Source organism: Stagnihabitans tardus, from assembly GCF_009925085.1.
Lineage (GTDB): Bacteria > Pseudomonadota > Alphaproteobacteria > Rhodobacterales > Rhodobacteraceae > Stagnihabitans > Stagnihabitans tardus.
Genome location: NZ_JAABNR010000032.1, coordinates 1 through 14,878, shown reverse-complemented (window position 1 = coordinate 14,878; position 14,878 = coordinate 1). Strand labels below are relative to the sequence as shown.

The 14,878-nt window shown below is 65.3% G+C and carries 14 protein-coding genes; 4 read left to right on the top strand and 10 right to left on the bottom strand.

The features are described 5' to 3' along the window. Positions 1-126: 126 nt before the first annotated feature. Positions 127-708 (bottom strand): nucleotidyltransferase family protein, encoded by a 582-nt coding sequence (locus tag GV832_RS19420; protein ID WP_168776544.1) that lies wholly within the window; start codon positions 706-708, stop codon positions 127-129. A 239-nt stretch (positions 709-947) separates the two neighbouring features. Next, a complete protein-coding gene (locus GV832_RS19415; RefSeq protein ID WP_168776543.1) occupies positions 948-3,368 on the bottom strand; it encodes a GcvT family protein in 2,421 nt (806 codons plus the stop codon). Positions 3,369-3,566: 198 nt separating this feature from the next. Here GV832_RS19415 and GV832_RS19410 point away from each other — a divergent pair, with 198 nt between their 5' ends. Beyond that, positions 3,567-4,790 (top strand): calcium-binding protein, encoded by a 1,224-nt coding sequence (locus tag GV832_RS19410; protein WP_168776542.1) that lies wholly within the window; start codon positions 3,567-3,569, stop codon positions 4,788-4,790. A gap of 33 nt (positions 4,791-4,823) precedes the next feature. Here the strand turns inward: GV832_RS19410 and GV832_RS19405 are convergent, their stop codons facing one another. From GV832_RS19405 to GV832_RS19375, 7 genes are all read right to left on the bottom strand, one after another. Continuing rightward, positions 4,824-6,146 (bottom strand): branched-chain amino acid ABC transporter permease, encoded by a 1,323-nt coding sequence (locus GV832_RS19405; protein ID WP_168776541.1) that lies wholly within the window; start codon positions 6,144-6,146, stop codon positions 4,824-4,826. 1 nt (position 6,147) lies between these two features. Next, on the bottom strand, positions 6,148-7,155 hold the full coding sequence (locus tag GV832_RS19400; protein ID WP_168776540.1) for a branched-chain amino acid ABC transporter permease: 1,008 nt from the start codon (positions 7,153-7,155) through the stop codon (positions 6,148-6,150). A gap of 1 nt (position 7,156) precedes the next feature. Further along, positions 7,157-7,522 (bottom strand): hypothetical protein, encoded by a 366-nt coding sequence (locus GV832_RS19395; protein ID WP_168776539.1) that lies wholly within the window; start codon positions 7,520-7,522, stop codon positions 7,157-7,159. Position 7,523: 1 nt separating this feature from the next. After that, the gene (locus GV832_RS19390) at positions 7,524-8,237 is read right to left on the bottom strand and encodes an ABC transporter ATP-binding protein (RefSeq protein WP_168776538.1); all 714 of its coding nucleotides are present in this window, start codon (positions 8,235-8,237) and stop codon (positions 7,524-7,526) included. Further along, positions 8,227-8,784, bottom strand: coding sequence for a hypothetical protein (locus GV832_RS19385; RefSeq protein ID WP_168776537.1), 558 nt, complete (start codon positions 8,782-8,784; stop codon positions 8,227-8,229). Before GV832_RS19385 ends, GV832_RS19390 begins: the two co-directional genes overlap by 11 nt. Beyond that, a complete protein-coding gene (locus GV832_RS19380) occupies positions 8,777-9,559 on the bottom strand; it encodes an ABC transporter ATP-binding protein (protein ID WP_168776536.1) in 783 nt (260 codons plus the stop codon). The genes GV832_RS19385 and GV832_RS19380 overlap by 8 nt, the downstream gene beginning before the upstream one ends. Before the next feature lie 101 nt (positions 9,560-9,660). Next, the gene (locus GV832_RS19375) at positions 9,661-10,857 is read right to left on the bottom strand and encodes an ABC transporter substrate-binding protein (RefSeq protein ID WP_168776535.1); all 1,197 of its coding nucleotides are present in this window, start codon (positions 10,855-10,857) and stop codon (positions 9,661-9,663) included. A gap of 236 nt (positions 10,858-11,093) precedes the next feature. On the opposite strand from GV832_RS19375, the gene GV832_RS19370 reads away from it, so the two are divergent. Continuing rightward, the gene (locus GV832_RS19370) at positions 11,094-11,459 is read left to right on the top strand and encodes a DUF4189 domain-containing protein (RefSeq protein WP_168776534.1); all 366 of its coding nucleotides are present in this window, start codon (positions 11,094-11,096) and stop codon (positions 11,457-11,459) included. Positions 11,460-11,640: 181 nt separating this feature from the next. Continuing rightward, positions 11,641-12,075, top strand: coding sequence for a DUF805 domain-containing protein (locus GV832_RS19365; RefSeq protein ID WP_168776533.1), 435 nt, complete (start codon positions 11,641-11,643; stop codon positions 12,073-12,075). Between the two features lie 106 nt (positions 12,076-12,181). Here GV832_RS19365 and GV832_RS19360 read toward each other — a convergent pair whose 3' ends face one another. After that, entirely contained in the window at positions 12,182-13,210 is a 1,029-nt protein-coding gene (locus tag GV832_RS19360; protein ID WP_168776532.1) for a GlxA family transcriptional regulator, read from the bottom strand. 188 nt (positions 13,211-13,398) lie between these two features. Here GV832_RS19360 and GV832_RS19355 point away from each other — a divergent pair, with 188 nt between their 5' ends. Then, positions 13,399-14,769, top strand: coding sequence for a class II 3-deoxy-7-phosphoheptulonate synthase (locus GV832_RS19355; RefSeq protein WP_168776531.1), 1,371 nt, complete (start codon positions 13,399-13,401; stop codon positions 14,767-14,769). The last annotated feature ends 109 nt before the right edge of the window (positions 14,770-14,878 follow it).

The window sequence follows — 14,878 nt, the reverse complement described above, 5'->3', positions numbered from 1 at the left end:
CTGGGGGGTGGCACCTTTCACAAGGCGCCGCCCTGCTTTCGCCTTTTCGGACACATCCCCGCCGGAGCCATCTCCCGAGCCGGTTGGCGCGGCACGGGCCAGAGGCGAGATGACCTCTTGCGGGCTTCAGCCCGCTCCGCTTTGTGACGCGCGCCAGGCGGCCCAGGCCTCGGGCGTGTCGAGATCGGTCGTGGCATGGTGGCCGGGCAAAAGCACATCCAGGACGCGCTCGGCATGGGCCTGCAGGATCGGACGCGCCCCCGTATCGCCGCGCAGGGCCTGGAATTCAGGGCGCAGGAAAGCGGGAAAGGCCACCGGGTGCCCCGGCGTGCCATCCGAAGCACAGGCGCGCAGGATGCGGGTCGCATGCAGATGCATCTGCGCCCGCATGGTCATCAGGTCATGCCTGGTGATATCGGGCATGTCGGCGGGCAGGACCATGAGCGCCCCGGCCCCCTCGGCCCCCTTGCGCAGCGAGGCCGCAAGCCCCTCGTCGGCATCGGGCACCTCGCGGATCTCGACGTCCAGGTCGGCGATCAGCGCCCGGCGCGGGTCATTCACCCGCAGCGTCACGATGATATCCATGCGCATCACCTGGGCGGTCAGGACCGTGCGGCGCAAGAGGGGGATGCCGTCGATCTCAAGGGCAAGCTTGTCCTCGCCTCTCATGCGGGAAGAGCGTCCGGCGGCGGGGATCAGGATATCCATGGTCGTCTTTCCTGGCACCGCCGGGGGTTTCACACCCCCGGACCCGTTGCAAAGCCGGGGGTTTCACACCCCCGGACCCCCGTGGAGTATTTGGGCCAAGGTGAAAGAGCAAGGGGCGCGGCGGTGGGGACGTCTCGGCCAGACCTGCCGTCGAAGACGGGGCGCTCTGTCGCCGTTGCGTAGCCCGGGCTATACCCCGGGTCTTGGGCGCGCCCTTGCAGAGGCGCGCCCGGGTCACGTCAGGCGCGCATGCGGCCCTGGTCGTCCCAGAGGGGGGCGAGGTGGACGCGGGCTTTGCGGCGCTGGCCGAGGATCTCGACCTCGACCTCCAGGCCATCGACGACACGGTCGGCCGGGATGAAGCCCTGGGCGACGCTCTTGCCCGTCCAGTGGCTGAAGCCGCCGGAGGTGCACCAGCCCACGACCGCGCCGTCCAGCCAAATGGGCTCCCAGGCCACGACATCGGCGTCATCGGCATCGACGACCAGGGGGACGAGCTTGCGGCTGGGCCCCTTGGCCTTTTCGGCGAGCGCTGCGGCCTTGCCGATCCAGTCGCTGGGCTTGTTCCAGGCGATGAACTTGTCCAGGCCCGTCTCGGCAGGCGTATAGTCGGGCGAGAACTCGCGGCCCCAGGAGCCGAACCACTTGTCCAGACGCAGGCTCATCATGGCGCGCATGCCGAAGGGGCGGAGGCCGAGGTCCTTGCCATGGGCGTTCAGAACGTCCCAGAGGTGGCGGACCGACATGTGATCGGTGAAGATCTCATAGCCCAAGTCGGCCGTGTAGCTGACGCGCTGGACGATGCAATTGGCCATGCCCACGGTCAGGCGTTTGACATCCATGAACTTGAAGGCCTCGGCCGAGACATCCGCCCGGGTGACCCGCGACAGCAACTCGCGCGCCTTGGGGCCTGCGATCTGGAAGCCGGAGCGGGCGTCGGAGATGTTTTCGACGCTCACGCCGGGTTCTGCATGGCTCTCGAACCAGCGCGAGTGCCAGCCCTGCGCGCCGTAGCTGGCCGTCAGCTGGAACTCGGTCTCCGAGAGGCAGGAGACGGTGAAGTCGCCGATGATCTTGCCGCTTTCGGCCAGCATGGGCGTCAGCGAGAGCCGCCCGGGCTTGGGGATCCGGCCTGCCATGATCCGGTCGAGCCAGGCGCGGGCATTCGGGCCCTTGACCAGGTATTTGCCGAAGTTCTGCACCTCGTTGATGCCCACGCCTTCGCGGACGGCCAGGACCTCTTGGCGCGTCGCCTCCCAGGCATTGGAGCGTTTGAAGGTCGGTTCCTCGTAGCGGGGTTCGCCGGGGAGCGCGTAGTAGTTCGGCACTTCGAGGCCATATTGCTGGCCCCAGACGGCGTTCAGCTGCTCGTTGACCTCGTACATGGGCGTCGTGCGGAAGGGGCGGGCGGCCGGGCGTTCCTCGTTCGGATAGCCGACCGAGAAGCGCATCTGGTAGTTTTCGATGACCTTGGGGACGGTATAGCCGGGCGAGGTCCAGTTGCCGAAACGCGCCACGTCGAAGCCGCGCGGGTCGCGTTCGACCTCGCCGTGGATCATCCACTGCGCCAGCGCGAGGCCCATGCCGCCGCCCTGGGAGAAACCGGCCATGACGGCGCAGGCGCTCCAGTAGTTCTTCAGGCCGGGGACCGGGCCGATCAGCGGGTTGCCATCGGGGGCAAAGGTGAAGGGCCCGTGGATCACGCGCTTGACGCCGGACCGCTCCAGCACCGGGATGCGGCGATAGGCGAAGTTGACGGAGTCCTCGATCTTGTCGAATTGCTCGTTCAAAAGCTCATGGCCGAAATTCCAGGGCGTGCCATCGACGGCCCAGGGCTCGCAGGGCTTTTCGTAGAAGCCGATGCACATGCCGCGGCCCTCCTGGCGGAGGTAGAACTCGCCGCCCGGGTCCATGACATGGGGGAATTCGCGGCCCGCTTTCAGGATATCCATGATCTCGGGGATGTCGTCGGTGACGATGTATTGGTGCGCCATCGGGAGCAGGGGCAGATACACCCCGGCCATGGCGCCGATCTCGCGCGCCCAGAGGCCGCCCGCGTTCACCAGGTGCTCACAATAGACCGTGCCCTTTTCTGTGACGACTTCCCAGCCCTCGGCGGTCGGGTTGGTCTCCAGCACGCGGTTGTGCAGGACGATCTCGGCCCCGCCCATCCGGGCCGCCTTGGCATAGGCATGCGTGGTGCCCGAGGGGTCGAGGTGCCCGTCCAGCGGGTCGTAAAGGCCGCCGAGGATGCCCTTCACGTCCACCAGCCCATCGGTCAGCTTGGTGATCTCGGCCGGCGTCAGGATCTCGGTGTCGAGCCCCATATAGCGGTGCTTGGCGCGCTCGGCCTTGAGCTGCTCGAACCGCGCCTCGTTGTCGGCCAAGGTCACCCCGCCCACATGGTGCAGCCCGCAGGACATGCCGGTGATCGCCTCCAGCTCTTTGTAGAGCCGGATCGTATAGCCCTGCAGCGCCGCCATGTTGGTGTCGCCGTTGATCGTGTGAAAGCCCCCCGCCGCATGCCAGGTGGAGCCGGAGGTCAGCTCCGAGCGCTCGATCAGCATGACATCGGACCAGCCAAGCTTGGTCAGGTGATAGAGCACCGAGCAACCGACGACGCCGCCGCCGATGACCACCACGCGGGTATGGGTTTTCATGGGAGTTCCTCTTGAAACGGGATTGGCGCCAGAAAACGCCTTGGCCGTCGCAAAGTCACGTCAGAAGGCGACATCAGGCGTCGCGGATGGGATGCTTTGGCCGGGGAATTCTGCGGCTCACCCGGTTCTGGTTAACCTTGCCTTTACCAAGCTCAACTAGAGGTTGCGCTTGGGAATTTGTTAACCAAGGCGGGCAGCATGTCTTTGATGAAATATGGCGAGGCCAATCGGGGGTTTCATGGTTATGACCTTTTGGGACATTACCAGATCGCCAGCATGACCGATACCGGCGCGGTGCTGGAGTGGAACGCGGCCACGGGGGCCTTCGATCCGGCCCATCATGCGGCGAAAGTGACGCTCAGCTGGACGGGCATGACCTCTTACACGGTCGAGGACGGGCCGGATGCAGGCACTGTGCGTATCACGGGCGGAGTTCTGACCGGGATCAGCTATGCCGATGGTGCAGGGGCCGCGCTTCTGGATGTGTCGGGCCTGGGCTTGCGGCTGCCGGCCTTCATGACCTTGCTCGCGCGGGGGGATTCCTTCGGCTCCTGGGCCATGGTGACGCGCGCGGCGGCGGTGGTCCAGGGGTCCAGCGGCGGGGATCAGATCGACACGACGACCGCCAATGACAATGTCGCCGGGCTTGGAGGCGACGACTTCATCCAGGATCGCGGCGGGGCGGATGTCTATGCCGGGGGCCTGGGCTTCGATACGCTGAGCTACGAGGGCTGGAACTTCACCCCCTGGGCCATGCTGGAGGGCGTCACGGTCGATCAGCTCTTGGGCACGGCCAAGGGGCCGGATGGGCTGACTGACACGATCTCGGGGTTCGAGGATGTGGTGGGGACGCTTCTCGCCGATATCCTGCGCGGCAATGCATCGGCCAACCAGTTCGAGGGCGGGGCAGGGGCGGACACGATCGACGGGCGAGGGGGCCAAGACCTGGTCTCTTACGCAAGGGATGCGGAATGGGGCGGGACGGATGGCATCCGTGTCGACCTTGGGGCCAATACGATCCGCGACGGCTTTGGCTATGTCGACCGCGTGCGCAACGTGGAAAAGGTGATCGGCACGGGACAGCGCGACACGTTCCAGGACTCCTCCGCTGATAACTGGTTCGACGGCGGCGCGGGCAATGACACGCTGAAATTCACCGGCGGCAATGACTATGCGCGGGGCGGGGCCGGGGTGGACACTTTCCTCTTCACCGGGGCCTTTGCCGATGACGTGATCGAGGATTTCCGCCGCGCCGATGGCGACCGCATCCGCTTTGCCGATGTCACGGCGTTCAACCAGATCACGCTGTTGAACATCCTGACCGACCAGGGTCCGGCCGCCCTGGCCATGGTCGGGCTCAACTCGGTCACGCTTCTGGGGGTCAGTGTTTCAGAGCTTGCGCCTTCGGACTTCGGGTTCTGAAAGGAAAGGGCCGACCACGAGGCCGGCCCTTTTTCACTTCTCGGGGATCAGCCCCTTTGGCGCAAAGCGCAACACCAGAAGCAGCGCCACCCCCAGGGTCAGAAGCCGCATCTGCGGCGCCACATCCTTGAGATGCGTCTTCAGGGCGCCATCCTCCATCGACCTGGTGATCAGATCGGCAAAGGCCGGACCCGCATTGTCGACCACCAGCCAAAGCCAGCCGACCAGCAGCCCGCCCAGGACCGAGCCCCAGTTGTTGCCCGAGCCGCCGACGATCACCATGATCCAGATGAGGAAGGTAAAGCGCAGCGGGCTGAACTCTCCGGGCACCAGTTGACCCAGCATCGAGACATACATGGCCCCGGTCATCCCCACCACGGCAGAGCCAAGGATGAAGATGATCAGGTGCTGGCGCTTGACATCCTTGCCCATGGCAGCGGCCGAGACCTCGTTGTCGCGGATGGCCCGCATCATCCGGCCCCAGGGCGAATGGACGGCGCGTTCCAACAGCCAGATCAGCACGCCAAGGATCAGCGCGAAGACCGCGCAATAGATCAGCTTGACCAGGATGGTCGAGGCGGTGATCGGGCTGAAGCCCCAATTGGCGCAGAAGTCGAGGAAGGCCGCGCTTTGCTGCAGATCGACCTCGTAGGGCAGTGGCCAGGGGCGCGGCAGGCCGACGAAGTTCTTGACCCCGCGCGACATCCAGTCCTCGGATTTCATGACGGTTATGATGATTTCCGCGATGCCGAGCGTGGCGATGGCCAGGTAATCCTCGCGCAGGCCAAGACAGATCTTGCCGATGGCCCAGGCGGCGGCGGCGGCGAAAAGCGCGCCGACCGGCCAGGCCAGGAGCGAGGGCAGGCCAAGCCCGCCGATATTGCCATGGGTGGCGGGGTCATAGGCTTCGACCGCCGAGACGGCCGGGTCGAAGATCGCGCGGTAAAGGAAGAAGCCTGCGACCAGAAGCCCGGTCATCGCCAGGTTGCGCCTGCGCCCCGGGGCCATGGCGGCCCAAAGCCGCACCGCCGCCGCGATGATCAAAAGCGCCAGGACCACGGAGGCAATGATCTGCCAGCCCGCCGAGAGGAGGAATACGCCGTCCCCCTGGGCCGCAAAGGCCTCGGGCACGGGTTGGCCCGAGACGAAGACAACCGCCAGGCCCCCAAGCGCCACCGAGCCCACGATGCCGGTGGAAAAGAGCCCGGCATAGCCCCATTGCATGTTCACGCCCAAGGCGGTGATCGAGGACAAAAGCCCGATCACCAGGATCGACAGCGAGACGTTCCACGACAGCAGAAGCCCGGTCAGGACATAAAGGAAGGCGACGCCGCCGAAGAGGTAAAGGGTCTTCATCTCAGCCTCGCTTTCCGAAGATGCCGTTGGGCATGAAGAGGAGCACCATGATCAGGATCGAGAAGCTGACCGCGAATTTGTAGTCTGTGCCAAGCAGTTGCAGCAGGCTTTCGGGCGCCCAGGCCTCGGGGACGACATAGATCACGACCTTTTTCCAGGCATAGGTCAGCACGACCTCGGAGAAGGCCACGATGAAGCCGCCCGCCACCGCGCCCAAGGGCGAGCCGAGGCCGCCCACGACGGCCGCGGCAAAGATCGGCAAGAGGAGTTGGTAGTAGATGAAGGGGCGGAAGCTCTTGTCCAGGCCGTAAAGCGTGCCCGCGATGGTGGCCAGGATCGCCGCGATGACCCAGGTGACCTGGACGACGCGGTCGGGGTTGATGCCCGACAGAAGCGCCAGGTCCTCGTTGTCGGAGAAGGCCCGCATCGACTTGCCGGTGCGGGTGTTCTGCAGGAACCAGAAGAGCGCCGCCATGGTGACCAGTGCGGTCACCAGCGTGATCGCGGTCGAGCCCTTGATCGCCAGGCCCTCGGCCAGGCCGGTCATGGTCTTGAAATCGCCCGCGGAAATCAGGAAGCGGCCGCCGTCGGCGAAGCTCTGCTCCTCGGCGCCGATGATCAGGCGGACGAGGCCGTTCATGATGAACATGACCCCGGCCGAGACGATGACCAGGATGATCGGCTTGGCCTTTTGCTTGCGGTAAAAGCGATAGACCGCGCGGTCGGTGACCAGAAGCAGCGCTGCCGTGGCGAGGATGCCGAAGGGCAGGGCCAGAAGCGCGGTGGGCAGGGGGGCGATCGAGATGCCCAGCGACTGGAACCACCAGGTCAGGAGGATCACGATCATGGTCCCGAAGGCCATGGTGTCGCCCCAGGCGAAGTTGGAAAACCGCAGGATGCCGAAGATCAGCGTGACCCCCAGCGCCCCTATGGCGAGCTGCGCGCCGTAGGAGGCGCCGGGGATCACGACGAAGTTCAGAAGGGCCACGAGGGCGTTGAGGAAATCCATGTCAGTTGGCCTCCTTGGAACAGCGGCCAATCTGGGTCGTCCACATCAGACCCTCTTCCCCGGTCAGGAAGTGGCGGGAAAGCTCGGCCTCACCGCTGTCGGTGAAGGAGAGGAGCACATTGGCCCCGTCCTCGCCCATCCAGGCAAGGCCATAGAGCCCATTCTCGGGGTCGCCATCGGCCATCAGGGCGGGCTGGTTGTCGGCCCCATCGGCGATGCGGAAGCTGGTGCCGTCCGGCACCACGTCGATGGCGCGGGCATCGGCCACGCCTTCGACCGCGTCGAAGTCGCAGGCCAGGCGGGTGAATTCGGGCATCTCGGCCAGGGCAGGCGAGGTCAGGGCCAGGGTAAGGATCAGTGCCTTCATCTCAACCTCCCAGGAAGGTGCGGCGGACATCGGGATTGGCCATCAGGGCCTCACCGGTGTCGGTGAAGGCATTGCGGCCTTGGACGAGGACATAGCCCTTGTCGGCGATGTTCAGCGCCTGGCGGGCGTTCTGTTCGACCATCAGGATCGAGATGCCGGTCCGGGCGACCTCGATGATGCGGTCGAAAAGCTCGTCCATGACGATGGGCGAGACGCCCGCGGTGGGCTCGTCCAGCATCAGGACCGAGGGCTGCGTCATCAGGGCGCGGCCCACGGCGACCTGCTGGCGCTGGCCGCCCGAGAGCTCTCCGGCTGGCTGGCGGCGCTTGGTCTTGAGGATCGGGAAGAGCTCGTAGACCTGCTCGATCGTGGTCTTGATGTCATCGCGGCGCAGGAAGGCGCCCATTTCCAGGTTCTCTTCCACCGTCATGGTGGTGAAGATGTTGTGGGTCTGGGGGACAAAGGCCATGCCCTTGGCGACGCGGTCTTGCGGGGAGAGCTTCGTGATGTCCTCGCCATTCAGCCGCACGGCCCCGCCGCGCAGTTTCAGCATGCCGAAGACCGCCTTCATGGCGGTGGACTTGCCCGCGCCATTGGGGCCCACGATCACCGCGATCTGGCCCTTTTCGACGGCGATGGTGCATTGGTGGAGGATATCGACCGGGCCATAACCGCCCGTCATCGCATCCCCGATCAGGAAGGGTTCACTGGCCATCGGTGGTGTCCTTGTCGGTAAGAAGCCCCTCGCCCCCGGCAAAGCGCAGGTCGGACAGCAGGGGGGCAAGGGTCGCCCAGTCTCGGGGCGGGTCGTAATGGTCGTCCAGCGGGCGCATCAGCAGGACCAGGGTACTTTGAACCAGGGGCACGGCGGCAATCGTGTCGATGCGAGAATAGAACCGGGTTCCGGGCGGGAAGGGCGCAAGTGTCTCCTGCCTCGGGGAAAGCCGGTGGGCCGCGCCGCGCCAGCCACGTTGTGCGCCGATGACGTAAAGCGCATGGTCGGTGCGGTCCATGTTGGTCTTGTTCTCGACCGGCAGAAAGCGGAAGACCTCGACCTCCAGGCCCCAAGTATACAGCATCAGGTGCCCGCTCTTGGCCTCGTATTTGCCGACCCAGGCGTCTGTGTCCGGGCAAAGCTGGACCGAGCCGTCCACGGCGAAGCAGTTGGCCTTGGCCAGGGCTGTATCGGGGACCGCCAGCAGCCCTGCCACGGCCAAGACGCCAAGCAGCATTGGGGCGAGGCCCGGAGTGGGCTTACCCATGTGCCACCACCTTGTTCTTGAGCCCGGTGCCCAGATAGGCCTCGATCACACGTTCGTCGGATTTCACTTCCGCAACAGTGCCTTGCGCCAGGACCTTGCCCTCGGCCATGACGATGACCGGATCGCAAAGCCGCTGGATGAAATCCATGTCATGCTCGATCAGGCAGAAGGTATAGCCGCGCTCCTTGTTCAGGCGCACGATGGCATCGCCGATCGTGTTCAAGAGCGTCCGGTTCACGCCCGCGCCGACCTCGTCCAGGAAGACGATCTTGGCGTCCACCATCATGGTCCGCCCGAGCTCCACCAGCTTCTTCTGCCCGCCCGAGATATTGCCCGCCTTCTCATCGGCGATGTGTGAGATCGTCAGGAACTCCAGCACCTCATCGGCCTTCTTCCGCAGCGCGGCCTCTTCCTGGGCGACGCGGCCCCGGTTGAACCAGGCGTTCCACAGGCTTTCCCCCGATTGGCCGCCCGGCACCATCATCAGGTTCTCGCGCACGGTCATGGACCCGAATTCATGGGCGATCTGGAAGGTCCGCAAGAGGCCCTTGGCGAACAGCTGGTGCGGCTCGAGGCCCGAGATATCCTCGCCGTCCATCAGCACACGGCCCGAGGTCGGCTTCAGCCGCCCGGCGATGACGTTGAAGAGCGTGGTCTTGCCCGCGCCATTCGGTCCGATCAACCCGGTGATCGACCCGGTCTTGATTTCCAGCGACGCGCCATCGACGGCGCGAAAGGCCCCGAAGTGCCTGTGAAGGTCTTCGACGACGATCATGTTTCCCCCTGTTCGCCCTTTTGGCCCTTTGCGGGCTCTGCGGCTTATGAGAATGGCCCGGGGACGTAAAGACCCCGGGCCATGTCAGTTGCTGTCTGCGTTCAGCGGAACTGGACGGTTTCGAACTTGCCGCCCTTGACTTCGAACTGCTTGTAGCGCCCGGCCGACTCGCCCGGCCCGATCAGCGTCACGCCCGAAGCGCCGTCATAGTCGATGGCGGTGCCGGCAGCGATCAGCTCCAGCGCCTTGCCCAGCTCACCCGGGAGGATCTTGACGCCCGAACCATCGGCCGGACCATTGGCGATCTCCAGGACCTTGTCCTTGTAGACCTTCGGGTCCGACGACTTGGCCGCGTTCATGGCCAGCATGATCAGCGCGGCAGCGTCATAGGATTCCATCGAATAGGGCGAGGTCGCGTCGAAAGCGGGCTCGGCGGCCTTGCCCATGTCGGTCAGCACGGCAGCGCCAGCCGAGTCGGACTGCGCGACCTGGCCATAGGAGCCGTCCAGCGGCGCGCCGATGGCTGCGGGCAGGCTGTCGCCCACCATGCCGCCCGGCAGGCCGAAGGTCGAGAAGGCGCCGGTGTCCAGCGCGGTCTGGATGATGACCTTGCCGCCCTGGTCCAGGTAGCCCGCGACGACCAGCAGGTCGCCACCGGCCGAAGCCAGCGAGGCCACTTCGGCCGAGAGGTCAGCCTTGGTGTCGTCATGCGGAATGTTGATCGTGACCGTGCCGCCCTTGGCGGTGAAGGCGGTCGAGATGGCTTCCGCCAGGCCCTTGCCGTAGTCCGAGTTCGAATAGGTCAGGGCGATCGACTTCACGCCCTTTTCCATCAGGATATCGGCCATGACTTCGCCTTCGCGCGCATCAGAGGGCGCGGTGCGGAAGAAGAGGCCATCGTCTTCGGCGGTCGAGAGGGCAGGCGAGGTCGCCGAGGGCGAGATCATCACGATGCCATTCGGACGCGCGACGTTTTGCAGGACGGCGCCGGTGACGCCCGAGCAGTCGCCCCCGATGATGCCCTTGACGCCATCCGAGGTCACCATCTTCTCAGCGGCGGTCTGGGCGGCGGCGGCGTCGACGCAGGTGCTGTCGCCTTCGACGGACGAGAAGGCATAGGCCGACTTGCCCGAGTCGTTGACTTCCTTGATCGCGAGGTTCGCGGCATTCTTCATGTGGCCGGTCAGCGATTCGATCGGGCCGGTGAAGCCGAAGAGGATCCCCAGTTTGACGTCTTCGGCCCGCGCCGCGCCCGAGATCAGGGCAATGGCGGCAGTGGCCAGCAGCAGTTTCTTCATTCTTGTCTCCCGTGTCGGATTTATATCCTGCCGGCCAGACTAGAGGGGCCGGATCAAAAAGGAAAGGGGGGTTAAGTCGGCAACGTGTCGACACGATGAGGGCTTGGGCGGCCGCCTGCGCCCCTCCCCCTGTGACTTGGCGGTGACAGGGCAGGGCGGGGCGGTGGACGGGACTTGACCTTCTGCCCCGCCATGCCCACCTACAAGACCAGATACCTGGTTTCGAAAGGACCACCATGTCGCAGCGCTTCGGTCTTGTTCTGGCTTCCGCCTTGACCCTTGGTCTGGCCATGCCGGTGGCGGCCGCTGATCTCTTTGGCGCCATCGCCTTCTCGCCCTCGACCGGCAAGGTCGGCGGCGGCTGGAATTTTGCCTCCAAGGATGATGCCTCGGGCGAGGCGGTGACGCAATGCGGCGTGGGCGACTGCGCGGCGGTCGTGGTGTTTCCGTCCTGCGGCGCGGTCGCGGTGGGGGATGGCTATGGCATGGGCTTCTCGGCCGATCCTTCCGCCGCCAAGGCCGAAGAGACCGCTTTGGCCAATTGCTCGGGCTATACGGCCAACTGCCTGATCACCATGAGCTTCTGCAACGACGGCCAGTAAGGTTTCGGTGCGGCGCCTGCCGCGTCGCCCCTCTGGCCGAGCATCGCCAAGCCAGAAAGGCAAGGGGGCCTTGTTGCACCTGGGCCACGCCCCGTCACGGCCAAGGGCTTGACCGACCGGGAAGCGTTGCCTGGCGGATGGCCCCGGCGCAGTCTCTCCTGACCGTTTTCAGGAGGTTTCCATGACATTCACCGAATCCGTCAAGGCGGTTTATTCCGCCAGCATTTTCCCCGGCCGCGCCGCGCGGTCCGAGTTCTGGTGGTTCGCCCTGTTCCAGTTCCTCGTGGCCATCGTGATCTATGCCGTCATGGGCGCGGTGATGGGTCTGACCATGACGCCCGAGGTCATGATGGCAGGCGGGCCGAGCGGGGGGGCCTTTGCCTTTGTCTTCATCGCGATGCTGGTGATCTATGCCTTCAGCACGTTGAACATGATCCCCAGCCTGGCCGTCGCTGCCCGGCGCCTGCATGACCGTGACATGTCGGCGCTGTGGCTGTTCCTCGGCTTTGTGCCGTTTGTGGGCGCGCTCGCGCTGCTGGTGATCTTCTGTCTGCCCGGAACCCCGGGTCCGAACCGTTTCGGCCCCGATCCGAAGTCGGGCGTCAACGTCTTCTGAGGCGCCGCTGACAGGTCGAGGCTCCGGGTCAAGCCCGGAGCAGCCTGGCGTTTGCGAGGCGTGATCCGCAAGGCCATGGGCGCCCCGGGCTTGACCCGGGGCCTCCCTAGATCGAGAGCCGCCCCGCCGCCGGGGCCTGGGGCAGGTTGCCTTGGGTCCCCCGCTCGCGGTAGGGCGTCGTGTTGTAATGGCTGCGGTAGCATTTCGAGAAATGCGAGGGCGAGGCGAAACCGCAGGCCAGGGCGACGTTGATCACCGACATATCGGTCTGCATCAAGAGGTTGCGCGCCTTTTGCAGCCGCAGCTCCATGTAATAGCGCTTGGGGCTGCGGTTCAGGTAGCGGGAGAACAGCCGCTCGAGCTGGCGGGTGGACATGCCGACCTCCTCGGCCAGGTCGGCGGGCGACATCGGGTCTTCGATATTGCCTTCCATCATCTGGATGACCTGGGAGAGCTTGGGATGCCGCACCCCGATCCGGGTCGGGATGGAAAGCCGCTGGGTGTCCTGATCGGTGCGGATCGTCGAATAGATCAGCTGGTCTGCCACGGTATTGGCGACATCCTCGCCATGGTCGGCGGCGATGACCTTCAGCATGAGGTCCAGGGACGAGGTCCCCCCGGCGGTCGTCCAGCGGTTGCCATCCATGACGAAGACCGACTTGGTCAGATCGACCTCTTCGAATTCCTCGAGGAAGCCGTCCTGATTCTCCCAATGGATCGTGGCCTTCTTGCCGTCCAGAAGCCCGGCCTTGGCCAGCGCATAGGCCCCGGTGCAAAGCCCTCCGATGGTGACGCCCCTCCGCGCCTCGCGCCGCAGCCAGTTCAGGACGCCGCGCGTCGCGGCCCGGCCCACGTCGATCCCGCCGCAGACCAGGAGAATGTCGTCGCGCTCGATCTCATCCAGCCCCATGTCCAGCTTGAAGGAGGCGCCGTTGGAACAGGTCGCGGTCTCGCCGCCCTCGCCCGCCAGGGCCCAGGTATAGGCGGGCTCGCCGATCACCCGGTTGGCGATGCGCAGGGGTTCGATGGCGCTGGCAAAGGCCAGCATGGTGAATTTGTCCAGAAGCAGGAAGACAAAGCGCCGGGGCGCCTCGGGTTTCGAGGTCTGGGTGGCTTTGCGGGGGCCCGTGGACATTGCGCGACCTGACATGTCGGATTTGGGACAAGGAAACAGGATTCGCCGCGAAGAGCAAGGGGGGAGGAAAAGGATTTTCCCCTCACGGCACAAGGGGGGCAAAATGGCGGTGAAGCGGCGCTTTCGGCCTTTGCTTTGGGGCGGGATTTCCTTAGAAGGCGTGAAGATTCTGACGTGAGGGTGAAGCCATGACCAAGGGCTGGACGAAATCGGATTGGCGCGCGAAGCCGCGGGTGCAGATGCCGGATTATCCGGATCAAGCCGCTTTGAAGGGCGTCGAGGCGCAGCTTGCGATCTATCCTCCGCTGGTCTTTGCCGGTGAGGCGCGCAAGCTGAAGAAGCAGCTGGCGGCGGCGGCCGAGGGCCGCGCCTTCCTCTTGCAGGGCGGTGACTGCGCCGAGTCGTTCTCCGAGTTCAGCGCCGACAATATCCGCGACACCTTCCGCGTCATGCTGCAGATGGCGGTCGTCCTGACCTATGGCGCCAAGGTGCCGGTGGTGAAGGTGGGGCGCATGGCGGGGCAATTCGCCAAGCCGCGTTCGGCGGGGACCGAGGTCGTGGGCGGGGTCGAGCTGCCCTCTTACCGCGGTGACATCATCAACGGCTTCGACTTCAACGCTGCGGCGCGGATCCCCGATCCGCAGCGGATGCTGCAGGCCTATACGCAGTCGGCGGCGTCCTTGAACCTGTTGCGGGCCTTCTCGACGGGCGGTTTCGCCGATATCCACCGGGTCCATGCCTGGACCCTGGGCTTTGCCGAGCATGACAAGGCCGAGCGTTACCGCACCCTGTCCAACCGCATCTCGGATGCGCTGGATTTCATGAATGCGGCCGGGATCAACTCGGAAACCGCGCCTTCGCTGTCGACGGTGGATTTCTACACCTCCCACGAGGCGCTTCTCTTGGAATATGAAGAGGCGCTCTGCCGGATCGATTCGATCACCGGGCAGCCGGTGGCGGGCTCGGGTCACATGATCTGGATCGGCGACCGCACGCGGCAGCCGGATGGCGCGCATGTCGAGTTCTGCCGGGGGGTTTTGAACCCGATCGGGTTGAAATGTGGCCCGACGACGACGGCGGAGGATCTGAAGGTCCTGATGGCCAAGCTGAATCCCCAGAACGAGCCGGGGCGTCTGACGCTGATCGCGCGGTTTGGCGCGGGGAAAGTGGGCGATCACCTGCCGCGGCTGATCAAGACGGTGCAGGAAGAGGGCGCCAATGTGCTCTGGTCCTGCGATCCGATGCATGGCAACACGATCAAGGCGGCCTCGGGCTACAAGACCCGTCCGTTTGAATCGGTGCTTCGGGAAGTGCGGGAGTTCTTCGGCATCCACGGCGCCGAGGGCACGATCCCGGGCGGCGTGCATTTCGAGATGACCGGCAAGGATGTGACCGAATGCACCGGCGGCCTGCGCGCGGTGACGGATGAGGATCTGTCGGACCGCTATCACACGGCTTGCGATCCGCGCTTGAACGCCTCGCAGGCTTTGGAGCTGGCCTTCCTGGTGTCGGAAGAGCTCTCGGCACGTCGCGACGAGCCCAAGCGCGTGGCCCTTTAAGGCTGACCTTTCCGAACGGGTCCAAGAAAAACCGGACGCGCTTTGCGCGTCCGGTTTTTCTTGGAGGGGGGCCGGGGGAGGGGGCTTGCCCCCTCCCCCGGCCCCCCCT